General features: G+C 66.3%; 20 protein-coding genes and 1 riboswitch. Of the genes, 9 read left to right on the forward strand and 11 right to left on the reverse strand.

Translation table 11 applies throughout. The features are described from left to right. Window positions 1–38 precede the first annotated feature (38 nt). Window positions 39–1,376, forward strand: coding sequence for an NTP/NDP exchange transporter (locus WIX41_RS13765; RefSeq protein WP_339448405.1), 1,338 nt, complete (start codon window positions 39–41; stop codon window positions 1,374–1,376). Window positions 1,377–1,405: 29 nt separating this feature from the next. Then, complete coding sequence (locus WIX41_RS13770; RefSeq protein ID WP_339448407.1) at window positions 1,406–1,762, forward strand: DUF1304 domain-containing protein; 357 nt, start codon at window positions 1,406–1,408, stop codon at window positions 1,760–1,762. Between the two features lie 395 nt (window positions 1,763–2,157). On the opposite strand, the gene WIX41_RS13775 is transcribed toward WIX41_RS13770, so the two are convergent. The 3 genes from WIX41_RS13775 to WIX41_RS13785 form a co-directional block, all read right to left on the reverse strand. Beyond that, window positions 2,158–2,631 carry a hotdog fold domain-containing protein gene (locus tag WIX41_RS13775; RefSeq protein WP_339448409.1) on the reverse strand — a complete coding sequence of 158 codons (474 nt, stop codon included), beginning with the start codon at window positions 2,629–2,631 and terminating at the stop codon, window positions 2,158–2,160. Window positions 2,632–2,718: 87 nt separating this feature from the next. Further along, window positions 2,719–5,199 (reverse strand): acyl-CoA dehydrogenase, encoded by a 2,481-nt coding sequence (locus tag WIX41_RS13780; RefSeq protein WP_339448411.1) that lies wholly within the window; start codon window positions 5,197–5,199, stop codon window positions 2,719–2,721. Next, entirely contained in the window at window positions 5,196–6,116 is a 921-nt protein-coding gene (locus WIX41_RS13785) for an alpha/beta fold hydrolase (protein WP_339448413.1), read from the reverse strand. Before WIX41_RS13785 ends, WIX41_RS13780 begins: the two co-directional genes overlap by 4 nt. A 177-nt stretch (window positions 6,117–6,293) precedes the next feature. On the opposite strand from WIX41_RS13785, the gene WIX41_RS13790 reads away from it, so the two are divergent. Next, window positions 6,294–6,896: a TetR/AcrR family transcriptional regulator gene (locus WIX41_RS13790; RefSeq protein ID WP_068853700.1), complete on the forward strand. Its 603-nt coding sequence runs from the start codon at window positions 6,294–6,296 to the stop codon at window positions 6,894–6,896. A gap of 138 nt (window positions 6,897–7,034) precedes the next feature. Here WIX41_RS13790 and WIX41_RS13795 read toward each other — a convergent pair whose 3' ends face one another. The 3 genes from WIX41_RS13795 to WIX41_RS13805 form a co-directional block, all read right to left on the reverse strand. Continuing rightward, window positions 7,035–9,881: a TonB-dependent receptor domain-containing protein gene (locus WIX41_RS13795; RefSeq protein WP_339448415.1), complete on the reverse strand. Its 2,847-nt coding sequence runs from the start codon at window positions 9,879–9,881 to the stop codon at window positions 7,035–7,037. Between the two features lie 388 nt (window positions 9,882–10,269). Then, window positions 10,270–11,094 carry a hypothetical protein gene (locus WIX41_RS13800; RefSeq protein ID WP_409187507.1) on the reverse strand — a complete coding sequence of 275 codons (825 nt, stop codon included), beginning with the start codon at window positions 11,092–11,094 and terminating at the stop codon, window positions 10,270–10,272. Between the two features lie 152 nt (window positions 11,095–11,246). Then, window positions 11,247–12,140, reverse strand: coding sequence for an Hsp33 family molecular chaperone HslO (locus WIX41_RS13805; protein ID WP_339448419.1), 894 nt, complete (start codon window positions 12,138–12,140; stop codon window positions 11,247–11,249). Window positions 12,141–12,223: 83 nt separating this feature from the next. On the opposite strand from WIX41_RS13805, the gene mtgA reads away from it, so the two are divergent. The 3 genes from mtgA to WIX41_RS13820 are packed head-to-tail and all read left to right on the forward strand — an operon-like array spanning window position 12,224 to window position 14,423. Then, window positions 12,224–12,973 carry a monofunctional biosynthetic peptidoglycan transglycosylase gene (gene mtgA, locus WIX41_RS13810; protein ID WP_339448421.1) on the forward strand — a complete coding sequence of 250 codons (750 nt, stop codon included), beginning with the start codon at window positions 12,224–12,226 and terminating at the stop codon, window positions 12,971–12,973. Between the two features lie 39 nt (window positions 12,974–13,012). After that, window positions 13,013–14,032 carry a glycosyltransferase family 2 protein gene (locus WIX41_RS13815; protein WP_339448423.1) on the forward strand — a complete coding sequence of 340 codons (1,020 nt, stop codon included), beginning with the start codon at window positions 13,013–13,015 and terminating at the stop codon, window positions 14,030–14,032. After that, a complete protein-coding gene (locus tag WIX41_RS13820; RefSeq protein WP_339448425.1) occupies window positions 13,992–14,423 on the forward strand; it encodes a CBS domain-containing protein in 432 nt (143 codons plus the stop codon). Before WIX41_RS13815 ends, WIX41_RS13820 begins: the two co-directional genes overlap by 41 nt. A gap of 67 nt (window positions 14,424–14,490) precedes the next feature. On the opposite strand, the gene WIX41_RS13825 is transcribed toward WIX41_RS13820, so the two are convergent. The 4 genes from WIX41_RS13825 to WIX41_RS13840 all read right to left on the reverse strand — a co-directional run bounded on the left by WIX41_RS13825 (window position 14,491) and on the right by WIX41_RS13840 (window position 20,266). Next, window positions 14,491–16,473, reverse strand: coding sequence for an AsmA family protein (locus WIX41_RS13825; protein ID WP_339448427.1), 1,983 nt, complete (start codon window positions 16,471–16,473; stop codon window positions 14,491–14,493). Window positions 16,474–16,971: 498 nt separating this feature from the next. Then, window positions 16,972–17,604: a PAQR family membrane homeostasis protein TrhA gene (trhA, locus tag WIX41_RS13830; protein ID WP_339448429.1), complete on the reverse strand. Its 633-nt coding sequence runs from the start codon at window positions 17,602–17,604 to the stop codon at window positions 16,972–16,974. Between the two features lie 91 nt (window positions 17,605–17,695). Continuing rightward, on the reverse strand, window positions 17,696–19,300 hold the full coding sequence (locus WIX41_RS13835; protein WP_339448431.1) for a peptide chain release factor 3: 1,605 nt from the start codon (window positions 19,298–19,300) through the stop codon (window positions 17,696–17,698). Between the two features lie 75 nt (window positions 19,301–19,375). Then, entirely contained in the window at window positions 19,376–20,266 is an 891-nt protein-coding gene (locus WIX41_RS13840; protein WP_339448433.1) for a M23 family metallopeptidase, read from the reverse strand. 145 nt (window positions 20,267–20,411) lie between these two features. Then, window positions 20,412–20,531, forward strand: a riboswitch (SAM riboswitch). Between the two features lie 78 nt (window positions 20,532–20,609). Here WIX41_RS13840 and metX point away from each other — a divergent pair. The 3 genes from metX to WIX41_RS13855 are packed head-to-tail and all read left to right on the forward strand — an operon-like array spanning window position 20,610 to window position 23,946. Further along, window positions 20,610–21,638, forward strand: coding sequence for a homoserine O-succinyltransferase MetX (gene metX / locus WIX41_RS13845; protein ID WP_339448434.1), 1,029 nt, complete (start codon window positions 20,610–20,612; stop codon window positions 21,636–21,638). Further along, window positions 21,635–22,882, forward strand: coding sequence for an O-succinylhomoserine (thiol)-lyase (locus WIX41_RS13850; protein WP_339448436.1), 1,248 nt, complete (start codon window positions 21,635–21,637; stop codon window positions 22,880–22,882). Before metX ends, WIX41_RS13850 begins: the two co-directional genes overlap by 4 nt. Next, a complete protein-coding gene (locus tag WIX41_RS13855; protein WP_339448438.1) occupies window positions 22,879–23,946 on the forward strand; it encodes a hypothetical protein in 1,068 nt (355 codons plus the stop codon). Before WIX41_RS13850 ends, WIX41_RS13855 begins: the two co-directional genes overlap by 4 nt. A 148-nt stretch (window positions 23,947–24,094) precedes the next feature. Here WIX41_RS13855 and WIX41_RS13860 read toward each other — a convergent pair whose 3' ends face one another. Then, the gene (locus WIX41_RS13860) at window positions 24,095–25,090 is read right to left on the reverse strand and encodes an alpha/beta hydrolase (protein ID WP_339448440.1); all 996 of its coding nucleotides are present in this window, start codon (window positions 25,088–25,090) and stop codon (window positions 24,095–24,097) included. Between the last annotated feature and the right edge of the window lie 45 nt (window positions 25,091–25,135).

Below are 25,135 nucleotides of genomic sequence, written 5' to 3' on the forward strand. Positions count from 1 at the left end.
CTGCCGCTGCCACGCCGCCTGTGCGGGACCTGCGCGCCATGAACGCCCCGGACCCGCGCCCGCCCGCGCAGCCCGGCCTGCGTGCGGCACTGCGGCAGTCGCCGCCGCTGTTGTGGGCCTGCGTGTACTTCTTCTGCCTGCTCAGCGGTTACTACGTGCTGCGCCCGGTGCGCGAGGCGATGGCCGCCTCGGCCGACCTGCAGACGGTGTTCCCGCCGGGGCTCATTGGCTGGTTCGACCGCCATGGCATCGCGCTGCAGGACTTCGTGCTGCAGGTGCTGTTCACGGGTGTGTTCGTGATCATGGTGGTGCTGCAGCCGCTGTACGGCGCGCTGGTGAGCCGCTACCCGCGCCGGGTGTTCCTGCCGGCGGTGTACGGCTTCTTCATCGTGACGCTGCTGGTTTTCTACGTGCTGTTCAACACCGGGACACCGGGGCGGGGGATGCTGTTCTTCTTCTGGACCACGGTGTTCAACCTGTTCGCGGTGGCAGTGTTCTGGAGCTTCATGGCCGATGTGTTCTCCAATGCGCAGGCGCGGGCCTTCTACGGCTACATCGGGGCGGCCGGCACGATCGGGGCGTTCCTGGGCCCGACCTTGACTTCAACGCTGGTGCAGCGGGTGGGCATCGCCAACCTGATGCTGGTCTCGGCCGGCTTCCTCACCGTCTGCCTGTTCTGCATCTGGCGGCTGCGCCTGTGGGCGGTGGCACGCGAGCAGGAGCTGCAGCTGGCGTCGGGCGAGGCGCCGATGGGCGGCGGGGTACTGGACGGGCTGAAGCTGATCGCGCGCGAGCCGCTGCTGCGCTGGCTGGCGCTGATGGTGGTGTTCGGGGTGGGCATCGGCACGCTGCTCTACAACGAGCAGGCCTCGATCGTGCGCCGGCTGTATACGGACCCGGCGGCGAGCACGGCGTTCTACTCGCGGGTGGATCTGGCGATCAACGCGCTGACGCTGATCCTGCAGCTGGGTGTGACGCGCTGGCTGCTGTCGCGCTTCGGCATTGCGCCGGCGCTGTTGATTCCGGGTTTTGCGATCATCATCGGTTTCTCGGTACTGGCCGCCTCGCCGCTGCCGTTGCTGGTGGCAATGGTGCAGGTGATGACACGCGCCAGCGAGTTCTCGCTGGCCAAGCCGGCGCGCGAGACGATCTTCACCCGGGTGGACCGGCAGTGGCGCTACAAGGCGGGCGCGGCGATCGACACGGTGGTCTATCGCGGTGGCGACCTGACCTTCGCCTGGGTGCACAAGGGGCTGTCGCTGTTCGGTTCGCACGCGGTGTTTGCCGGCGGGCTGGTGGTGGCGGGGATCATGACGGTGGCGGCATTCGGGTTGCTGCGCGAAGAAAAGAAGCTGCCGGCCGAGCGGCCGGAGTAAGCTTCCTCCATCTTGTTCGAGGGTTGCCCATGTACTGGACCGCACTGATCCTGACGCTGGTGGTCGCGCTGCTGCACGTGTACTTCCTGGTACTGGAAATGTTCCTGTGGACGCGCCCGCTGGGCCTGAAGACGTTCCGCAACACGCTGGAGAAGGCGGAGGCCACGCGGGTGCTGGCGGCCAACCAGGGCCTCTACAACGGCTTCCTGGCAGCAGGCCTGCTGTGGGGGCTGTTCGATCACCTGCCGATGCTGGTGAACTTCATGCTCGGCTGCGTGATCGTGGCGGGCGTGTATGGCGCATACAGCGTGAACAAGCGCATCTTCTTCGTGCAGGCCGTGCCCGCAATCCTGGCGGTCATCGCCTGGCAGTTCGTGCCGGCGTAACACCCCGGATCGCATGTAAATCGCGCACCGCCTGATTGCATGCCATCCGTAGAGCCACACCCTGCGTGGCTGCGCCAGGTTGCACGCAATCCCGTAGAGCCGGGCTCTGCCCGGCTGCTTCATGCATTCAGGCGAACAGCTGCGGTCTGCCGAGGGCCGGCGGGGGTGGCCAAGGGAAACGCGGGAACGCGGAAAACGCGGTAGCGCCGGCCGTTGGCCGGCCCTCCAGATGCCGTTTCCGTTCGAAACAATGCGCTACCGCGCCGATGGACATCCCGTGCAGTCGTCTGGCGATCGACCCTACCCATGCGCGGAACACGCCGTGTCCCGGAGCGGGGCTACCCGACGGCCGCCCCAGCACGCATGAATTGAAACGCCGCTCTCCGCGGAAAAATTCAACCACGCTTGACCGGCGACACCCACATATCAATCCGCGCTTCGAACACCACCGTTCCGGTGGTATCACGCACCTGCACATTCACCGGCAGCGCATAGCCCGCTTCGGCCGCGACGATCGCCTGCGCAGGCGTGGCCACCGCATGTTGCGTGCCGGTGGCCTTGGCCAGGTACTTCACTTCCATGCCCTTGGGGATCCAGCGCATGCCCTTGGGCAGCGAGGCATCGACCATCAGGCCGGCGGTGAGTTCGGCCAGGTTGCACAGCGCGATCGCGTGCACGGTGCCGATGTGGTTGGTGACCCTGCGCCGGTGCGCGATGCGGCCTTCGCAGCGGCCCGCTTCGAGCACGGTGATGCGCGGGGCGATGCTGGCGAAGTAGGGCGCCTTGAAGCACACCGCGCGCGAGAACAGCCACTGGCCGGCCGGCCAGCGCTGCATGCGGCGGTACAGGGTCAAGAGGGGAGCGGACATCCGGGGTCTCCTGGAGCTCGATTGGGCGGGTTGCAATGAAAAACGGCGGACCGAAGTCCGCCGTTCCTGTTTACGTCGACGCGGGAATTACGCCGCTGCCTGCGATGTGGCGTCCTTGCGTTCGCGGTCGTAGTAGCTGGCCGAGCGCAGTTCGTGCGGCTCGAAATCGTCCACGGTGATGGTGTCCATCGTCAGCGTGCGCAGCTCTTCCAGCAGCGTGCGCTCGTCCTGGGTGATCACGCCTTCGGCGACGGCTTCGTCCAGCTGGGCGGTGAAGTCCAGGGCCTCGATGCCCTTGGTCTTGAGCGCCTTGATGAACTTGCGCTCCACCGGCTCGGCCATGATCGCCTTGGACAGGTAGCTGTTGATGCGGCCGCCCGGGTTGTTCTCGCACGGGGTCAGGAACACGCCGCTGGCCAGGCGGTCGCGGGCTTCGTTGGGCGCCATCAGCAGCGCGGCCACGCGGTGGCCCAGGCGGTCGCCCGGGGCTTCGGCACGGCGGCCGAACGGGAAGATCAGCAGCCACATCAGCCAGCCGATCGGACGGATCGGGAAGTTGCGCAGTGCCGCCGACAGCGATTCCTCGATCTTGTGCACGCTGTCATGGAACGCCCAGGCAAGCAGTGGCTGGTCGGCCACCGGTGCGCCCTCGTCGTGGTAACGCTTGAGCATGGCGCTGGTCATGTACACGTGGCTCAGCACGTCGCCCAGGCGGCCGGACAGCGATTCCTTGAACTTCAGCTTGCCGCCGAGGGTCATCATCGAGATGTCGGCCATCAGCGCCAGGTTGGCCGAATAGCGGTCCAGCTTGCGGAAGTAGCGGCGGGTATAGGCATCGCCCGGGGCGGCGCCGAAGCGGGCGCCGGTCAGGCCCAGCCAGAACGAACGCACCGCATTGGAGATGCCGAAACGGACGTGCCCGAACAGGCTGCGGTCGAAGGCCTGCAGGCCGGCCTTGGTGTCCGGATCCTGCGCGGCCTTCATTTCCTGCAGCACCCACGGGTGGCAGAGGATCGCACCCTGGCCGAAGATCAGCAGGCTGCGGGTCATGATGTTGGCGCCTTCCACCGTGATGGCGATCGGCGCGGCCTGCCAGCTGCGGCCGGCGAAGTTGCGCGGCCCCAGGATGATGCCCTTGCCGCCGATCACGTCCATGACGTCGGAGATCACTTCACGGCTCATGGTGGTGCAGTGGTACTTGGCGATCGCCGACGGCACCGACGGCACGTCGCCGCGGTCCACCGCGGCGGCGGTGGCCTGGCATAGCGCGCTGATCGCATACGCCTTGCCGCCAATGCGGGCCAGGGCTTCCTCCACGCCTTCGAAGCGGCCGACCGACAGGCCGAACTGCTTGCGGATGCGCGCATAGGCACCAGTTACCACCGCGCCGGCCTTGGCGCCGCCACTGGCGGTGGAGGGCAGAGTGATCGAGCGGCCCACGGCCAGGCACTCGTTGAGCATGTTCCAGCCCTTGCCGGCCTTCTCGGCGCCGCCGATCAGCTGGGTGAGCGGAATGAAGACGTCCTTGCCGCGGATCGGACCGTTCTGGAAGGTCGAGTTCAGCGGGAAGTGGCGACGGCCGATTTCAACGCCGGCGGTGTCGCGCGGCAGCAGGCCCAGGGTGATGCCGATGTCGCGGGTCGGGCCGATCAGGCCGTCCGGGTCGTACATGCGGAAGGCCATGCCGATCAGCGTGGCGACCGGGGCCAGGGTGATGTAGCGCTTGTCGAAGGTGAGCTTGACGCCGAGCACCTGCTCGCCGTTCCACTCGCCCTTGCAGACGATGCCGTAATCGGGGATCGAGGTCGCGTCCGAACCGGCGAACGGACCGGTCAGGCCGAAGCACGGCACTTCACGGCCATCGGCCAGGCGCGGCAGGTACTGGTCCTTCTGCTCCTGGGTGCCGTAATGCACCAGCAGTTCGCCCGGGCCCAGCGAGTTGGGCACGCCGACGGTGGAGCTGACCACGCTCGACACCGAGGCCAGCTTCTGGATCACCTTGTGGTGGGCCAGCGCGCTGAAGCCCAGGCCGCCGTATTCCTTCGGAATGATCATGCCGAAGAATTTGTTCTTCTTGATGAAGGCCCACATGTCCGGCGGCAGGTCGGCATGGACGTGGGTGATTTCCCAGTCGTTGACCATCGCGCACAGTTCTTCCACCGGGCCGTCCAGGAAGGCCTGTTCTTCGGCGGTGAGCTGCGGCTTGGGGTAGTTGAGCAGCTTGTTCCAGTCCGGGTCGCCGGTGAACAGCTCGCCTTCGAAACCGACCGAGCCGGTTTCCAGCGCGATGCGCTCGGTCTGCGACAGCGGTGGCAGCACCTTGCGGAACACCTTCATCATCGGCGCGGTCAGCAGCGGCTTGCGGATGAACGGCAGCAGCAACGGCACGGCGATGACGGCCACGATGGCCGCCGCCACGATGGTGGCGGTCTGGTTGATGGAGGGCACGAACCAGCAGGCCGCCAGCAGCACCAGGCTGACGAGCGTCCAGGTGATCAGCCGCATCCGATGGTAGGCGACGATGGCGCCTGCCAGCAGGATGGCGAGGAAGGGAACGACAATGCTCATGAGCGTGCTCCGGTGACGTGCTCGGTTGTGGCGGACAGTGCCACGGCGGAGGCCGAGGGCAACACGTCCAGATAGTCCAACACAGTAGCGGTAAAGGCGTTGTTGTCGTCGCCGGCGACCATATGCGTGGCCTCCGGCAACTGCACGTGGCGTGCGTGCGGCACCAACGCCAGGAACTCGGCCACCGTTTGCGGGGTGACCAGGGTGCTGCGCCCGCCGCTGACCAGCAGCACCGGGCATTTCACCTGGCGCGCTGCTTCTGCAAGCGCATCCTGGTGTTGTTCGCTGTCGCGCGCCAGTTCGGCCACCAGGCGCGGGTCCCAATGCCAGCGCCAGCGGCCGTGGCCGTCATCGCGCAGCAGGGCGCGCAGCGAGGCTTCGGACTTGCGCGGGCGATGCGGCAGATACGCGGAAATCACATCGGCCGCCTGCGCCAGCGAGTCGAAACCCTCCGGGTGGGCGGTCATGAACATCAAAATGCGCTCGACTCCGGCGGTGTCCCAGCGCGGGGTGATGTCCACCAGCACCATCGCCGAAAACAGGCCGGGCCAACGCGCTTCGGCGAGCAGGCCGAACAGCCCGCCCATCGAGGCCGCCACCAGGATCGGCGGCTGCGGTTGTTCGCCGGCCAGCACGATCAGGTCATCGGCGAATTGTTCACCGTGATAGGCCAGCGTGGCGGGATTCCAGTCGGAATCGCCGTGGCCGCGCGCATCGTAGGCCAGGGTCTGATAGCCAGCGGTCGCCAGCGACTGCGCGGTGGCGGTCCAGGCGTGCCGGGTCTGGCCGAAGCCGTGGGCGAACAGCACGGTGCCGCGGCGCCCGGGAGCCGAGCGGGTGGCGGCGAGCACGGCGTCGTGCGCGGCGGTGAGGCGCTCGTCGGTGGTCGCGGGCAGGAGGGAGTCTGGGTTTACCATACTTGTTAGTATGGACCTGGCTTTGGGCATGTCAATACTCTCTAGTATGGTTGGCTTGCCGAGGCAGCCACGCAGGGCGTGGCTCTACAGGAGGGCGGCCAGACAACGCAGGGTTTTCCGGCCGCAGTTTCGGGCAATTCCACACAAACCGACCCCGGCGTATGGTTAAATCACAGCATGAATGAACCTGAAGCTTCCGCCGGCGAGCCCCGTGCCGGCCGCAACAGCCGCCTGAGCGCGGAAGACTGGGCGCAGGCCGCCTTGGACCTCATCGCTGAACAGGGTGTCGGCGCGGTGGCGGTGGAGCCGCTGGCGCGTCGCCTGGGGGTCACCAAGGGCAGCTTCTACTGGCATTTCCCGTCGCGCGATGCGTTGTTGCAGGCCGCGCTGGAGCGTTGGGAGCTGTTCGAGCAGGAACAGGTGTTTGGCAGCCTGGAAGACGTGCCGGACCCGCGTGCGCGCCTGCGCCAGCTGTTCCAGGTGGTGGCGCACGAAGTGCAGCCGCACATCATCTACAGCGAACTGCTCAAGGCGCTGGACCACCCGATGGTGCGCCCGGTCATCGACCGCGTATCGCACCGCCGCCTGGAGTACCTGGTGGCCTCGTTCCGCCAGGCCGGGTTGAGCCGCACCGATGCACAGCACCGTGCGCGCCTGGCTTACGCAGCTTATGTGGGCTTCCTGCAGCTGTCGCTGCAGCTGCAGCAGCCCAAGCCGGCGCGCGAAGACTTTGAAGCATATGTGGAGCATGTGATCGAGACGTTGATCCCGATCGGTTGAGCCAACGCTGGCCGCAGGGAAAAGGCCGCAGATTGCGGCCTTTTTCATGCCCGCAGAAATCGCCCAGGCAGCACCCGCACAAAAAGCAACGGCCCCTTGCGGGGCCGTTGCTGCATCAGGTGCTGATCAGTGGATCGATCAGAACTTCTGCTGGTACTTCATGTACACGAAGCGACCGATGTCGAAGCCGCCGTAGTACGCATAGCCCGAGTTCGGGTTGGAGTACGCCGGAGCGGCCCAATGGTCGAACACGTTGTTGGCACCCAGGGCGACCGTCGCATTCCACGGCAGGTTGTAAGCCACCTGCAGGTCGTGGAAGGTGTTGGAGCCCAGCTCGTTCTGCGGCGCGATCGCACCGTTGGTATCCGGTGCGGCGTAATCCGGCACGCTGCAGCGGTCGGTGAAGAAGCACTGTTCCTTGACGCCGGAGTAGTAGCGCGCGGTCCAGGTGATCGACAGGTCGTCCAGCTGCCAGTTGACCGAGGCGTTCGAGCGCAGGCGGAAGTTGCCACCGAAGCCGTTCTGCTGGCTCGGCGGGTTCTCCGAGTTGTCCTGCTTGAGCTCGTTCTTGACCACGTAGCTGCTCTGCAGCGAGGTGGTGAAGTTGCCGAAGCTGGTTTCGAACCGGTAGTTGACGTCCCAGTCGAAGCCTTCCATTTCCTGGTAACCGGCGTTGCGCAGCGCGAACGACAGGTCGGTGATGTTGCCGTTCGCATTGCGGGTGAAGCCTACGCAGCGCGATTCGATGCCACGCAGGTAGCAGTCGTCCAGCAGGTCGGTCGGGCTGTCGGCAACGATGGTGTTCTCGATGCGGACGTTCCACCAGTCAAGCGAGGTGTTGAAGCCCTGCAGGAACTCCGGGCTCCAGACCAGACCAAGGGTCTTGGAGGTCGAGGTTTCCGGGGTCAGCGTCGGGGTCGAACCAGTGACGAACGGCGTGTCGCTGGCTTCACCCGGGCCCTGGGCCGGGCCGCTGCTGGAGGTGTTGGGCTGGCGGAAGCCGGCCGGCACATCCTGCAGGCAGCGGGCATTACCGGCGGCGGTACCGAAGCTGGTATCGCACGGATCGGTGTAGCCCGGGAAGGTCTGCGAGGTGCCGCCGTACAGATCGGCCACGGTCGGGGCGCGGAAGCCTTCGGACCAGGTGCCGCGGACCAGCAGCTGGTCGATCGGCTTCCACTTCAGGCCGAACTTGCTGTTGAGCGTGTCGCCGAAGGTGTCGTAGTCCGAGTAACGGGTGGCCGCAGTGACGGTCAGTTCCTTGGCGAACGGCAGGTCGGCCAGGATCGGAACCTGGAATTCTGCGTAGATTTCGTTGAGGTTGTAACCGCCAGCGGTCGGGCCGGCGGCCAGGTCGGTGGAGATGCCGGTCTGCGCCAGAGCATCCGGCGAGAACGTACCGCTTTCCTCACGACGTTCCACGCCGACCGCCATGCCCAAGTCACCGGCCGGCAGGGTCGCGATGGTGCCGGCAATGTTGGCGAAGTAGTTCTTGGTGGTGGTTTTCGACAGTGCCTGGCCCGGCTGGTACAGGTAGGCCTGCACGTCCGGATCAGCCAGGCTGTTGGGCGCGTTGTAGCCCTGCGGAATCAGCGGATTCCACGGCGTGCACGAACCCGGACCGGCACCCAGCGGAATGGCGGCGTCCGGGGTACCGCACTGGTACTGGCCGTTGGCGTTGATGAACGACGGACCGGTTGCCTGGCCCACCGCGTAGGTGTTCAGGTTACCCGTGCTGATCTGGGTGCCCTTGTTCTGGTTGTACAGGTAACCGGCTTCCCAGTCCCAGTACTTCTCGCCGGTCTGGAACGAACCGCTGAACGCACCGGTGAAGCGGGTGGTGGTCAGGCTGTTGTGCACTTCACGCGGCACTTCCCAGCCACGGCGGACGTAGTCCACGTCTTCGCCGACCGGGTTGAAGGCGCTGTCGGCCGACAGCGGGCCGGCCAGCGGATAATCTTCGCTGAAGAACGGGTAGCCGGCGTTCTGCGCGAACGAGTCGCGGTCGGTGTACATCACGCTCGTGTCGAAGCGGACGTTGTCGGTGAAGTCGAAGCGGCCATTCAAGAAGGCCGACTTGCGCTTGATGCCGCTGTAGACCGTCGAGGCCAGCGCCGGATTGGAGACGTCAATGCTGCCGTCGGTCGGACGGAAGCTGGCGAAATCGGTCGGATCCAGGCCCGGGACGTCACGGCGCAGGGTATAGGTCGCGCCGTTGTACGAGAAGCGGCCCCACTGCGAGGTGCCGGACAGGCCACCCGGACGCGGCGCGCTCTTTTCGCCGGTCGGGAAGCGATCACGCGAGAACCAGCGGTCCTTGGCCCACACCGGATCTTCGTTGGTGTATTCGACGCCGGCGGTCAGCGAACCGCGTTCACCACGGAAGCCCATGATGAAGTCGTAGTTTTCGCGCTTGCCGTCGCCCTGGTCCCACTGGCCGAGGTAAACGTTGGCTTCTGCGCCTTCGAAGTCCTTGCGGGTGATGATGTTGATCACACCGGCGATGGCGTCGGAGCCGTAGATGGTGGACGCGCCGTCCTTCAGGACTTCGATGCGCTCGACCATGGCCGAGGGGATCGACGCGACGTCCTGCAGACCGTCGTTGGTGATGCCCAGGCGACGACCGTCGACCAGGATCAGGGTACGGTTGGCGCCGAGGTTGCGCAGATCGATGTAGTAACCACCGACTGCTTCACCCGAGCTGAGCGGGGAGGTACGGCTGATGGCCGGAGAGCCTGCGGTCGGGATGTTCTGCAGGATGTCGGCAACCGACTTGAACCCCTGGCGTTCGATCTGGTCGCGGCTGATGGTCAGCACCGGCTGGGCGGTTTCGGTATCGACCTGGCGGATGCGCGAGCCGGTGACCGAGATGCGGTCCAGATTGGTGGTGTTGGTCTCTTCCTGCGCCTGTGCGGTGGCGCTGCCGGCCGCGACGACCAGTGCAACGACCACTGCATCACGCAGCTTGTTGGACTTAAAGTTCATTGCTCTCTCTCTCCAAGGGAATCTTGGGTATTCACTGGGGTGTTTGCCTACGGCGGTGCCAATAACGAGCACCAAAGACCAGAAGGCTGACTCGATAGTAACTGCCACTTCGCAAGAATTAAAGTAGCGTTAATGAAGTCTGTGATTCGCGTGAAATTCGGCAAAGTCTTTGTGGATCAAGGCCCAAGAAGGTGTTCGAAGCGACACTCGTCCCAATTGTTAACAAAATGTTGGAAAAATAGTTGCAGTTGTTTTGTCACGTTCTGTATCAGGAGGGTGTGTTTGGGCCATTGCAGGGGGGGCGCAGGACAGCGTTGTGCCGCCGAAACGACAAAGGCGCGCCAATGGCGCGCCTTTTGCGGTCCGGCCGAGGTCCCCTTCAGGCGACCTACAGGTCCTGCTCGTATCGGACGTAGGGCACGGTGCCCTCGTCGGTGCTCTCGTTGCGCGGCGCGAACGGGTTCTTGCCGCGGGTGATCACGTTTTCCGCGCCGACCGTGAGCTGGCCACTCCAGGGGGTGCGCCAGGTCAGGCCCACGCCCAGGCCTTCCCACTTGCCGGGCTGGCCGGGAACATCGACCACGCGGCCGATGATGTTGCCGCTGAAATTGCCGTAGCCCGCACCGATGGTGAGGCTCTTGCTGTCCCAGCGGTCCACCAGGGCGGGCGACATGTCGGACAGCGGCACCAGGCGCGCCTTGGCATAGGTACCGCCAATGGACACGAAGCCTTCGCGACCGATGTTCTTCTGACCGAACACGGTCAGGTCGTTCTGCTCGGCGCGCAGCGCCGGTGACTTGTTCGGGCCGGCCAGCCAGGCAGGCAGGGTGTCCTTGCCGGTACCGGCGGTGATGCCCAGGCGACCGCCGGGGCGGTTGAACGCGGCCGTACCGGTCACCCGGCGACTGAGTGCGTCGTCGTCGTCGTCGCCCAGGCTGGCCAGCATGCAATGGCTGGCAAGCCCGCTGATGCTGGTGCCACGGCTGCTGTTGCAGAGCAGGCCGAGCGAATCGCCCGACGACAGCCCGAAGGCGGCGTCCAGCGAACTGCGCCCGAAATGCCAGCGTGCGCCAGCGGCCTGTTCCCCGGTGGGTTCCAGGTAGAGCAGGGCCTCAACCTTGCCGCTGCCCTTGTTCCAGACTGGAATCACCGTGCTGTCCTGCCGGGCCGTGGACTGCGCATAGGCGCCCGGGATCGCGGCAAGGGCGATCATCAGGGCCAGCGGTAGACGCAAAAGGGCGCGCATGGGAACTCTCAGACAGCGGTGACGAACACAAGTTCCCGCCGAAGCGGGACACTGATCCTAGGGCGTTTATGAATTCTTAACAAGTCTTGGTTCTCCCCAGAACAAAACTCGCGCGGCGATTACTGAAGCCGTTCAGGTGCCGGTGAGGAAACGGCGGCATCGCGGAACAGTATGTCCAATTCCGTCAACGGAAAGTGATACTCCCGTCCGCAAAATTCGCAGCGGATCTCCACCGCACCGGTGGGTTCGGCCGCAGCCCGCGCTTCTTCCCGGCCCAGCGACTGCAGCATGCCCTCCACCCGCTCGCGCGAGCAGGAACAGGCAAAACGCAGCGGACGCTCGCCCAGCAGTTCCGGCGCTTCTTCGTGGAACAGCCGGTGCAGCAGCGTATCGCCGGCGGCGTCCAGCAGTTCCTGCTTGCCCAGGGTCTCGAACAGCGCGCTGGCACGGACCCAGCCGTCGGTGTCGCCCTCGTCGCCGGGCAGCTTCTGCAGCAGCAGGCCAGCGGCGCGGCCGCCGTCGGCGGCCAGCAGCAGGCGGGTGGGCAGCTGTTCGGACTGGCGGAAGTAGTCTTCGAAGGCCTCGTCCAGGCCCGACGCGCCCAGCCCGACCAGGCTCTGGTAACGCTGCGGCTCGCGCGGATCCAGGCCCGGGTTCTCGATGGTGATGGCCAGCAGGGCGTCCTCGCCCAGGGCGGCCAGGTCGCGCGGGGCATCGCCCTCACCAGAGAGCTGCACGATGCCACGCAGGGTACCGGCGGCGGTGCATTCGGCGAACAGGGTGCGCATGGCGGTGTCGCTGCGCAGCTGGATCGACAGCCGGCCGTCCACCTTGGTGTGGCCGGTGAACAGCGCCGAGGCCACGGTGGCTTCGCCAAGCAGCTCGGCAGCGGCCGGCGGGTAGGTGCCATGGGAGAGGATCTGCTGCCAGCTGGCGTCGAGGTGCACGTGCACGCCGCGCACGCCGGCATCGGGAAGCAGGAAACGGACAAGGGAGTCGGTCTGGGCGGTCATCGGTTCGGTGGCTGCGCTTAAGTAATGAGGGCGTGTTGCCGGATAATGCGCCGACAACCGTGCAAGCAGAGGATGCACCAGTAATGGGGGCAGAGCGCAGCAACCACAAGGCCGAACCGGGCCTGGAACCGTCCCGCCGACGTCGCTGGCGCTGGAAGCATCTGCTGTGGCTGCCGGTGCTGTTCGTGGCCGGCAGCGTGCTGCAGGTGGCCGTGCTGCGCTTCATCGACCCGCCACTGTCCACGGTGATGCTGTGGCGCTATGGCGAGGCGCTCACCCAGGGCGACTGGGACTATCGGCTGCATTACCAGTGGCGCGACCTGGACCAGATGGCGCACAGCCTGCCGATTTCGCTGGTGGCCGCCGAGGACCAGCGCTTCCCCGACCACAACGGCTTCGACCTGAAAGCCATCGAAAAGGCGCGCGACCACAACGCCCGCGGCGGGCGCCTGCGCGGGGCCAGCACGATCAGCCAGCAGGTGGCCAAGAACCTGTTCCTGTGGCAGGGCCGCAGCTGGATCCGCAAGGGGCTGGAGGTCTGGTACACGCTGTTGATCGAAACGCTGTGGCCGAAATCCCGCATCCTGGAGATGTACGCCAACATTGCCGAATTCGGCGATGGCATCTACGGGGCACAGGCGGCATCGCAACAGTTCTGGAACAAGGATGCGGCGCAGCTGACGCCGGCTGAAAGCGCGAAGCTGGCGGCGGTGCTGCCGGCGCCACGCCGCTACAACGCCGCGCGCCCGGGGCCCTATGTGCAGCGTCGCGCCGCATGGATCCAACGCCAGGCCCGACAGCTGGGGGGCGGTGCCTACCTGCAGGAGGAGTGAGCATTCATGTCCGTGACGAGGCAACGGTACAATCGGCCCATGTCCGACGAACGCCTTACCCTGGTCATTGCCGCGCATAACGAAGCCATGGCGCTGCCCATGCTGCATCCGCGCCTGCGCGCGGTACTGGATGGACTGGACGACATCGATGGCCGCATCGTGTATGTCGACGATGGCAGCACCGATGCGACCTGGCAGGTAATGCAGGAACTGGCGGCTGCCGACGACAGCGTCGGGCTGCTGCGCCTGTCGCGCAATTTCGGCAAGGAGGCGGCCTTGACGGCGGGCCTGGATTTCGTCGACGACGGGGCGGTGATGATTCTCGACGCGGACGGCCAGGATCCGCCGGAACTGATTCCGGAATTCGTGGCGCTGTGGCGCCAAGGCTATGACAACATCTACGGCACCCGCCAGGTGCGCGACGGCGAAAGCCTGCTCAAGCGCAGCACGGCTGCGGCGTTCTACCGGGTGATCGGACGCCTGTCGAAGATCCCCATTCCGGCCGACACCGGCGATTTCCGCCTGCTGTCGCCGCGCGCCCTGCAGGCGCTGGGTCAGCTGCGTGAACGCCACCGGTTCATGAAGGGCCTGTTCGGCTGGGTCGGCTTCCGGCGCAAGCCATTGCCCTATCACCGGCACGCGCGGATGGTGGGCGACACCAAGTTCGGGTTGTGGAAGCTGTGGAATTTCGCGCTGGAAGGCATCACCAGCTTTTCAACGGTGCCGCTGCGCGCGGCGACCTACCTGGGGCTGGCTACGGCGAGCGCGGCGATCGTGTTCGGCGTGTGGGTGGTGCTCAAGGCGGCGCTGTACGGCGACCGGGTGGCCGGCTACCCGACGATGATGGCGGTGATCCTGTTCCTGGGCGGGGTGCAGCTGATCGCGCTGGGCCTGATCGGCGAATACCTGGGCCGGCTGTACGAAGAATCCAAGCAGCGGCCGTTATATCTGGTTGACACCTGGCAGGCACCGTTCGTGGCAGACTCGACCGTGCATCCCATCGGTGGAGAGCAGCGAGATGACCACGGTACGACAGCTGTTGGAAGGCAAGTCCCCTGAGGTTTTCGCGGTAGGCCCGGAATCGGCGGTGATCGATGCGATCCGGTTGATGGCCGACAAAGGCATCGGTGCGGTACTGGTGATGGACGGCCCCAACCTGGTCGGCATCCTGTCCGAGCGCGATTACGCGCGCAAGGTCGTGCTGCATGAGCGTTCGTCGCGGACAACGCGGGTGAGCGACATCATGACCCCCAAGGTGGTCACGGTGGCGCCCGCCGAGCAGGTGGAGCACTGCCTGCAACTGGTCACCGACTACCGCATCCGCCACCTGCCGGTGGTCGACAGCGGCGGTGTGATCGGCGTGATCTCCATCGGCGACCTGGTGAAGTCGGTGATCGACGAACAGGCCCAGAAGCTGGACCAGCTGCAGCAATACATCGTCGCCGGCTGATTGGGGGGCGTAGAGCCGGGCTCTGCCCGGCTGGCATGGTCCGTGAGCAGCCGGGCAGAGCCCGGCTCTACTTCGCATACCGCCCACCGCAATTCGAATCCTCACCCGGGCCGGTCTCGATCGTCGCCAGCAACGCCGCCGGCGGCGCAATGCTGCCCAACGTGAGCGCGATCGCCCCGCGGATGCCCAGCGCCTTGAAGTCGGGGCGGAACGAGGGATCCTTGAACGTGCCGCCGATCCGCAACGGCGAACGCAGCGCCAGGATGCTGATGTCCTTGGGGCGCGGGCGCAACAGCAGATCGAGTTTCTCCTGCTTCAGGTCTACCGTGCCTTCGCCGAGGATCAGCGTATCGGTGGTGTCGAACGCCAGTTGTTTCGAGGTCATGAGCCCATTGGCCACGCCGAAGTCGCCCCACGCGCAGCGCAGCGGAATCTGCCTGTCGCCGGTGAACAGGAATTTCAATGACTCGGCCACGTCCAGGCCGGCCAGTTCCATGATCAGGTTGCCGACATGGCCGCGACCGATGCCGACCGCCACGCCGCCATCGGAACTGCCCAGCATGGCGGCGATCGAGTTGCCGTTGCCACTGAGGTTGATCTCGCCGCTGATCCCGCCGGAAGCCTGCTCGGCCAGCTTCGCATCGGGAAAGAGCTTGCCCAGCTGCACCTTGCGGATGCTGGCCTTGAGCTGGGTGGCGATGGTCGGCGTGCGGGCGTCCATGTGGATGGTGCTGCGGATGTCGCCACCGGCCACGCCGAAGTCGAGCGGTTCCAGGCGCAGCAGGCCGTCGTCGAGTTTCAGGTGGGCGTCCATGTCGTCCAGCGGCAGCGCAGGCGAGTTGATGCGTTGTGCTTTCCAGTGCACGTCGGCGTCCATTGCGCGCAGCTTGCTCAGGTCGTACGGCGTATCGGGCAGTACGCGCGCCTTTACCGCCAGCGCGGCGGCTTTGGCTTTCTGCTCGGCATTGGCCGATTCGCCTGCACCGGTCCTGGGCGGTGCGCCGACAAAGCCGGCCAGGTCATCGAAGTCCAAGCGCCGGGAAACCAGTTCGGCCTTGAGGAACGGGCGCTCGCCGCTGACATCGATCTGCGCGGTACCGCCCAGGTCGCTGTCGCCGGCCACGCCGGTGAAGTTTTCGTAGCGCCAGACATCGTTGTTGCGCTTGAGTCGGCCCTTGAGCCGGTAGGGCGGCGTGGATGGAATGGCCAGCCCGATCAACGGATACAGGTCTTCCATGTCCTGGCCGCTCAGTGCGAAATCAAGATCGAAGGTGCGCAGTGCGAACGGGTTGGTCAGGGTGCCGCTGGCGATGGCGCGGGTGTTGCCGGCGCGACCGTCGAGGTGGATGCGGAAGGGATGGTCGCTGTTGGTGAGCTCCAGCGGGGATTCCGTGTTTCCCTCCAGCGTGAACGGGTTGCCCTGCCAGCGGCCCTTGCCACTAACGAGCAGGGGCGGGGCGCTATCGGTGCTGCGCGGTTTGCCGCTGGTGAGGGCGACCAGGATATCGGTCTTGCCGGCGGCATCGAGAAATTTCAGGCGGCCATCATCGACCAGCAGGCGCTGCAGGATAGGCGGGTTGCCTTCGCTGGGGCCGAGAAAATCCCAGTTGCCGGGCTGATTCCCGCCGGGCGCGGTTTCGAGCAGGAGGTCGGGGCGGGTCAGGCGGATTTCGGGAATGCGTACCTGGCCGCGCAGCAATGGCCAGGTGCGCAGATCGATTTCGGCGCGATCGGCGCTGGCCATTCGTGGTGTTCTGGACCATTCGGCATTGGCGAACGTCAGGCCATCGGCGCGTACGGTAAGGGTGCGCCCCAGATCGACATCCAGATTGCCGCCGATATGGAATTCGCGCCCGGTCTTGGCTTGCACCGCGCGTTCGACGGGGCCTTTGAACCAGTTCCAGTCCCACAGTGCGATCACCAGCAGGACCAGCGCGAACAGGAACACCAGCACGGCCAACCAGCGTTGCCCGCGCTTGCCAGGGCGGCGCAGACGCCAGCGTGAGCGGGGGGAGGGCGCATCAGGCGTAGACGCAGGGACGGTATTCACGCGCCCATCGTTGCCCGTTCATCGTGCAGGCAACGCGAAGTATTGGTAAGGATCGCGTCAGCGTGGCGCCAAAAGCAAAGCCAGAGCCACAGCCAAGGCCAAAGCGCGTGCTGTTCACTTTTACGAGCTGGGGCGGGCGGGGGTATGCCATTGCGGGACACGCCGTAAACCCATCCATGGGGGCTCGTTCGCGCCATCCATGGCGCTCTACGGTCCCGCAATGGCATACCCCCGCCCGTCCCCTCAGCATTGCGTCGGCGGACAATGGAGCGGATTTCTGCTCTTGATCTTCGTTGGTGGCCGACCAAGTGTCGAAGGGGCGGTGTGGGTGGGTTGACGGGACCGTAGAGCGCCATGGATGGCGCGAACGAGCCTACAAGGACGTACTTGCGGCGTGTCCCGGCGGCCCACCCACATCGCCCCTAAACAGTAAGCAAACGGCAACCTGCTGTTGCTGTTGCTGTTGCTGTTGCCTTCGTCTTCGCCTTCGCCGTTGCTTCAAAGAATCTGTGCAGTAACCGCAACGAAGTGACAAACACTTCCGCCGATGACGAAGAGGTGCCAGATCGCGTGGGAGTAGGGGATGGATTCGCGGTGGTAGAAATAGGTGCCGAGCGTGTAGGAGAGGCCGCCGGCGAACAGCCAGCCCAAGGTCCAGCCGTCGATGTGGGACCACATCGGCTTGATCGCCACCAGCACCATCCAGCCCATGGCGATGTAGATGATCGTGGAGAGCAGCTTGAAACGGCCGGTGAAGAAAAGCTTGAAGATCACGCCGGCGAGCGCCAGTGCCCAGATGGCCGTGAACATGCCCCAGCCCCAGGGACCGCGCAGGCCGATCAGGGTGAACGGCGTGTAGGTGCCCGCGATCAGCAGGTAGATCGCACAGTGGTCGAACACCTTCAGCCGGCCTTTGGCGATCGGGTGCTGGATGGCGTGGTAGAGCGTGGAGGCCGTGTAGAGCAGCAGCAGCGCCACGCCGAACACGATGGCGCTGGCCAGCTGCCAGGCGTCGCCATGGATTGCGGCCAGGGTGATCAGGACCGCGCTGGCGGCCAGTGCGGCTACCGCGCCCAGCCCGTGGGTCAGGGCGCTGGCGATTTCTTCACGTACGGAAGCAACAGAGGTCATGGCGATGATCGTCGCGCGGGGAGGGGGAGCCCGCTCCCCCCTATCATCGCCGCGATGACGCGTGCTTGCACGCGCCGTCGGTTTCAGCAGATCAGGAGACCGACACGCTGTGGGCCGCTTCGCGGGTGGCCGCAAAGCGCACGTCCGGCGCGCGTTCCTGCGCCAGCTGCAGGTTGACCCGGGTCGGGGCAAGGTAGACCAGCTGGCCAGCGGCGTCGATGCTGAGATTGCCCGCGTTCTTTTCGCGGAACTCTTCCAGCGTCTTCGCGTCGTTGCAGGTGACCCAGCGCGCCGTGGTCACGCTGACCGGCTCGAAGGTGGCTTCCACGCCGTATTCGTCCTTCAGGCGGTAGGCGGCCACGTCGAACTGCAGCACGCCGACCGCGCCCAGGATCAGGTCGTTGCTCATCAGCGGGCGGAAGAACTGGGTGGCGCCTTCTTCGGACAGCTGCGCCAGGCCCTTCTGCAGCTGCTTGAGCTTGAGCGGATCGCGCAGGCGTGCGCGGCGGAACAGCTCCGGCGCGAAGTTCGGAATGCCGGTGAAGCTCACCGCTTCGCCTTCGGTGAACGTGTCGCCAATGGAAATGGTGCCATGGTTGTGGATGCCGATCACATCGCCCGGCCATGCTTCGGCAGCGATTTCACGGTCGCTTGCCATGAAGGTCAGCGCGTTGGCCAGCTTCATTTCCTTGCCGCTGCGCACATGGAAGGTTTTCATGCCGGCCACGAATCGCCCCGAACAGACCCGCATGAACGCCACGCGGTCGCGGTGCTGCGGGTCCATGTTCGCCTGGATCTTGAACACGAAACCGGTCAGCTTGTTCTCCTGCGGTGCGATCACGCGGCCGGTGGTGGCGCGCGCCTGCGGCGACGGTGCGTGCTCGACGAAGAAGTCCAGCAGCGGCTGCACGCCGAAGTTGTTCACGCCCGAACCGAAGAACACCGGGGTCTGCTTGCCGGCCAGGTAGGCCTCCAGGTCGAACGGGTGGCTGGCGCCCTGCACCAGTTCCAGTTCATCGCGCAGATCGGCCAGCATGCGCTCGCCGATCTTTTCGGCCAGGCCGGGCGAATCGATCGAGGGGAAGATGGTCGAATCCTGGCGGGTGAAGTTGCGGCCCTGTTCGTACAGGTGCACTTCGCCGCTGATCAGGTGGACCACGCCCTTCAGGCGCTGGCCCATGCCGATCGGCCAGGTCACCGGCGCGCACTGGATGCCGAGCACGCTCTCCACTTCATCCAGCAGGTCGATCGGCTCCTTGCCTTCGCGGTCGAGCTTGTTGATGAACGTCATGATCGGCGTGTCGCGCAGGCGGCACACCTCCATCAGCTTGATCGTGCGCTCTTCCACGCCCTTGGCCACGTCGATCACCATCAGCGCCGAGTCCACCGCAGTCAGCACGCGGTAGGTGTCCTCGCCGAAGTCGGCGTGGCCCGGGGTGTCGAGCAGGTTGACGATCTTGCCTTCGTAGGGGAACTGCATCACCGAGGAGGTGACGGAGATGCCGCGCTCCTTTTCCAGCGCCATCCAGTCCGAGGTGGCATGGCGGGCCGCCTTGCGGCCCTTGACCGAGCCGGCCATCTGGATCGCACCACCGAACAGCAGCAGCTTTTCGGTCAGCGTGGTCTTGCCTGCGTCAGGGTGGGAAATGATGGCGAAGGTGCGGCGGCGTGCAGCTTCGGTAGCGACTTCGGACATGGCGTGACGCGCCCGCCCGGGGCGCTTTTCAAAGAGATAAGCCCATCAGTATACCGGGCCGCCCCCCACGACGGGTCAGTGGCTGGCCGCCTCGCCGCCGTCGGCCTGTTCACGCGCGAAGTGCAGCTCACCCTGGGGGGCCACGATCCGCACCGGAATCGAGCGCAGCTGCATGCCCACGTTGGCCTGGACCACGAAGTGCAGGTGCGGGGCGGTGCTGTAGCCGGTGTTGCCGGAAACGCCAATACGCTGGCCGGCCTCGACCCGCTGCCCACTACGCACCAGTACCCCCTTTTCGCGCAGGTGGGCGTACACCGCCATGCTGCCGTCTTCGTGCAGCACCCGGATGAAATTGGCCCGCTCACGGTCGCGTACCGGGTCCAGGCCGTGGCCGCTGAAATTGCCCTGTACCTGCATCACCTTGCCAGCTCTGGCGGCCAGCACCGGGGTGCCTTCGGGCAGGGCAAAGTCCACCGCGTCGCGGTTTTCGGCGTCGTCATGGCTGAAACGGCCTCGCGGCGCCTGGGTTACCTGGAAGCGGCGGGCATCGAACGGCAACGGGTAGGCCACATCCTGCGGGCGTGCTGCCGGGTCACCGGGCACGGCGTCCAGCAGCAGGTTCAGGCGCTGGGTGCCGGGTGGCAGCTGCAACCGCGCCACCACGACGCTGGCCGACCCCGGCAACACGGTCTGCAAGGGCAGGCCGGGCAACAGCGCAGCGCCGGCATCCTGGCGCAGGGCGATCTGCACCGGGCCAGTGAGGTGGTTGTCGACCCGCGCCTGCCAGTGGGCAGCGCCGCCTTCGAGCCTTACCGACGCCAGGGGGCCACTCCTGGAACCCTGCGGCGGCTCGTTTGCCGGTTGGACCAGCCCCCAGCCGGCACGCCAGTCCGAAGGACGGCCCGGCTCGGCCGCCGGCGCCATGAGCGGGCACGCCAGCAGGGACAACAGCAGGATCCGGCGCATCGTCGATCTTCCAGTGAGGGTGCGCGGACTCTACGCAACCGCGTCCGTTCAGGAAAGAGGCCCGTTCCGGGCTGATGAGAAAAAACTATATCGCTTCATCCAGATGAAAGGATTGACATGGCCGGAATGTGCTGGCATCGTGGCTCCACCATCGAGACCGGCAGAGGGACAGGCCCTTTGAAGCCGGGGCAGCCCGCAGGCGCGCAAGCGACCCGCGTAGGTGCCAAATCCTGCGGGGACCGTGGTGTCTTCCGAAAGATGGTTCGAACCGTGCACCATGCGTGCGCTTCGAACGCGAGCTCCGCGAAAGCTCGATGGCCGTTTTCCTCTTTGGGATACCGCCATGAGTTTCGCCACTGCCGCCGTTGCTTCCGACTCCTTCGCCCCCTTGAGCGTTCCGGTGGATGCCGGGCGTCGCGCCGTGCGCGGCGAGATCGCCGCGATCCTGTCGATGCGACATGGCGGGGCACGTCCGGTGCGGCTGCGCTATGAGCTGGTCGGCCGTGCCGAGGCGCCGGTGGCGGTGCTGGCCGGGGGCATCTCCGCGCACCGGCATGTTGCCGCCAATGCCGAGTTCCCCGAGAAGGGCTGGGCCGAAGGGCTGGTGGCACCCGGCCGCGCGCTGGATCCTGCATCGCGGCGCATCCTGGCCTTTGATTTCATCGGCGCCGACGGTGCGTTGGACCTGCCGATCGACACGGCCGACCAGGCCGATGCGCTGGTACTGCTGCTCGACCATCTTGGGATTGCCCAGCTGCAGTGCTTCGTGGGCTATTCCTACGGTGCGCTGGTGGGCCAGCAGTTCGCGGTGCGCCATCCGCAGCGGCTGGCCAAGCTGATCGCGGTGAGCGGTGCGCATCGGCCGCATCCCTATGCCGCCGCCTGGCGCGCGCTGCAGCGCCGCGCCGTTGCCCTGGGCCAGCTGCAGTGCGGCGAAAGCCACGGGCTGGCGCTGGCACGGCAGTTCGCCATGCTCAGCTACCGCACCCCGGAAGAATTCGGCGAGCGCTTCGATGCGCCGCCCGAAGTGGTCAACGGCCGCGTGCGCGTGGCTGCCGAAGATTACCTGGACGCCGCCGGTGCGCAGTACGTCGCCCGCACGCCGGTGGAAGCCTATCTGCGTCTGTCCGAGTCGATCGACCTGCACCGGGTCGACCCCGCCGCGATCAGCGTGCCCACCGTGGTGGTGGCCGTTGAAGGCGACCGCCTGGTGCCGCTGGCCGATCTGGTCGGGCTGGTCGAAGGGCTGGGCCCGCGCGGCAGCCTGCGCGTGCTGCGCTCGCCCTACGGCCATGACGCCTTCCTGAAAGAAACCGATCGCATCGACGCGATCCTCGCCACCGCATTTCGTACCCCGGGAGAAAACGCATGAGCCAGTCCGCCGGTTCCGAGCCGACCTGTAGCCGTGTCACCGCCGCCGTGCGCGCCGGTATCGATCGCGATACCGCGCACGGGGCGGTGACTCCGCCGATCGTGCTGTCGTCGAACTTCAGCTTCGATGGCTTCGGCAACAAGCGCCAGTACGACTACACGCGCAGCGGCAACCCCACCCGCGACCTGCTCGGCGAAGCGTTGGCCGACCTTGAGGGCGGCGCCGGCGGCGTGGTCACCTCTACCGGCATGGGCGCGATCAACCTGGTGCTCAATGCGTTGCTGGAACCGGGCGATACCCTGGTGGTGCCGCACGACGCCTACGGTGGCAGCTGGCGCCTGTTCAACGCGCTGGCGAAGAAGGGCCATTTCCAGCTGGTCACCGCCGACCTGACCGACCCGCGCTCGTTGGCCGACGCGCTGGCGCAGTCGCCCACGCTGGTGCTGATCGAAACGCCGTCCAATCCGCTGCTGCGCATCACCGACCTGCGTTTCGTCATCGATGCCGCGCACCGTGCCGGTGCCAAGGTCGTGGTCGACAATACCTTCCTGTCGCCAGCGCTGCAGCAGCCGATCGCCTTCGGTGCCGATGTAGTGCTGCATTCGACCACCAAGTACATCAACGGTCACAGCGATGTGGTCGGTGGGGCCGTCGTGGCGCGCGACCCGGCATTGCACGAGCAGCTGGTGTGGTGGGCCAATGCGCTGGGCCTGACCGGCTCACCGTTCGATGCGTTCCTGACCCTGCGCGGACTGCGCACGCTCGGCGCGCGGCTGCGCGTGCACCAGGAAAACACCGCCGGGATCGTGCAGCTGCTGGCCGCCAGCGATGCGGTGGCCAACGTCTACTACCCCGGCCTGGCCACGCATCCGGGCCATGCGATCGCCGCGCGCCAGCAGAGCGGGTTCGGCGCGATGCTGTCCTTCGAGCTGGCTTCGTGCCCGGGCGATGACCCGCACGCGGCGGTCCGCGCCTTCGTCGATGGCCTGCGCTGCTTCACCCTGGCCGAATCGCTGGGCGGAGTGGAGAGCCTGGTGGCGCACCCGGCCACCATGACCCATGCGGCGATGACCGCTGAGGCCCGTGCGCATGCCGGGATCAGCGAAGGCCTGCTGCGCCTGTCGGTGGGTATCGAAGCGACCGAAGACCTGATCGCGGACCTGCAGGCCGGCCTGGAACGCGCCCAGGCGGTGATCGACCAGCAGGCGCAACTGGCTTGCCGCAAAAAACTGGTGGATGCATGAGCGCGGTGATTCCCTTCGCCCGACCGGCGCCGCGCCGGTTGGCGCTGCTGGGTACGGGTACGGTGGGTACCGCGTTCGTGCAACGCTATCAGTCGCTCCAGTCGCGCGGTATCGAGCTGCCGCAGTTCTCGTGGCTGGCCAATTCGCGCACCGTACGCGCCTGCGAACAGCAGCCGGCGCAGGCGCTGGAGCGTGCCAACGATGCCGCGCGCACGGTCCCTGTGCTGCAACCCTGGGCCGAAGCCGAAGGGCTGCAGCGCGGCGATGTGGTGGTCGATGCCACCGCCAGCGACGAGGTGGCCGACTGGCATGAGCAATGGTTGGGGCGTGGCGTGCACGTGGTGACGGCCAACAAGCTGGGGCAGGGCGCGCAGCTGGCCCGTGCGCAGGCCATTGCCGGCAGCGGGCTGGAGGGTGGCGCGCGCTACGGAGACAGTGCCACCGTCGGCGCGGGGCTGCCGCTGTTGAGCAGCCTGCGCGGGCTGGTCGCCGGCGGCGATCGCATCCATCGGGTGGAAGGCGTGCTGTCGGGCTCGCTGGCCTGGTTGTTCCATCACTACGACGGCCAGCGTCCGTTCTCTGCCTGGGTGCGCGAGGCGGTGGGTGCCGGCTACACCGAGCCGGACCCGCGCGTGGACCTGTCCGGCGAAGACGTGCGCCGCAAGCTGCTGATCCTGGCGCGCGCCAGCGGCATCGCGCTGCGCGCCGAACAGGTGCAGGTCGCCTCGTTGGTGCCCGACGCGCTGGCGCAGCTGCCGACGGCGGCGGCCATTGAACAGTTGTCGCTGCTGGATGCGCCGCTGCAGGCGCAATGGGAGCAGGCCCGTGCGCAGAACGGCTGCCTGCGCTTCATCGGCGGTTTCGACCACGACGGTGCCGCGGTAGGGCTGCGCATCGTTCCGCGCGACCACCCGCTTGCCGGCGGCGCCCAGACCGACAACCGGGTGGCGATCCACAGCGACCGTTACAGCGCCCAGCCACTGTTGATCCAAGGCCCGGGTGCGGGTGCGGACGTCACCGCGGCGGCGTTGCTGGACGACGTGCTGCAGATCATCCGCGCGTAGAGCCACGCCCTGCGTGGCTTCGCGGTCCTGAACGAAGAGCAGCCACGCGAGAACCACGCTACGTGCCGGCGGCAGCGCACGGGCGCGTGGCGACGCGTTTGCCGGAACGGCGCCCGCTGGTCTTGGGGCGCGGCGTGGCTCTACGACATCAGTGCTCGCTCAACGCCTTCAACAAGGCGGCGTTGAACCGTTCCGGGTCCTGCACCTGCGGCGAATGCCCGAGGTCGTCGAAGCTCACCAGCGTCGCGCCGGGAATCGCGGCGGCGGCGGCCTTGCCCAGTGCCGGGTAGTCGCCCAGGGTGGCTTTCAGCGCGGGCGATGCCAGGTCACGCCCGATCGCGGTGCGGTCTTTCTGGCCGATGAACAACGTGGTGGGAACCCGCACGTTGGGCAGTTCGTACACCACCGGCTGGTTGAACACCATGTCCGAGGTCAGCGCCTGGCTCCAGGCCACGGCCTGCTTGCCGGGGCCGGCATACATGCCGGCCTGCATCCGCGCCCAGTGCTCATACTCCGGCGTCCACTGGCCGCTGTAGTAGACGTCAAGCTGGTACTTTTTGATGCTCTCGAAGCTGGTCTTCAGTTCGTTGGCATACCACGCATCCACACTGCGCCATGGCACGCCCTTGGCCTTCCAGTCTTCCAGTCCGATCGGATTGACCAGCGCCAGCTGGCGCAGCTGCTGCGGATACATCAACGCAAACCGCGCAGCCAGCATGCCGCCCATCGAATGGCCGACCAGGTCGACCTTGCTGGTGTCCAGCTTGAGGTGTGCCAGCAGCGCCTCGGTATTGGCGGCCAGTTGGCCGAACGAGTACTGGTAGCGCAGCGGCTTGCTGGATTTGCAGAAGCCGATCTGGTCTGGCGCGATGACACGGTACCCGGCGCTGCTCAACGCGGTGATGGCATCGCGCCAGGTGCCGGCGCAGAAGTTCTTGCCATGCAGCAGCACCACCGTACCGATCTGTCGACCGGCAGGTGCCACGTCCAGGTACGCCATTTCCAGCGGCTGGCGCTGCGAATCGAAGCTGAAGGTCTTCACCGGCCAGCCGTAGTCGAAGGCCTGCAGGCGTGCGTCGTAGGTATCGGCGGCGAACGAGGTCAGGGGCAGGCAGGCAAGCAGGGCGGCGGCCAGGATGCGCATGGCGGTCTCCAGTGGGGGAACCCCGAGGATAACCGCCCGCGCGCC

Origin of the sequence: Stenotrophomonas sp. AB1(2024) (genome assembly GCF_037482345.1) — a bacterium.
Classification (GTDB): Bacteria; Pseudomonadota; Gammaproteobacteria; order Xanthomonadales; family Xanthomonadaceae; genus Stenotrophomonas.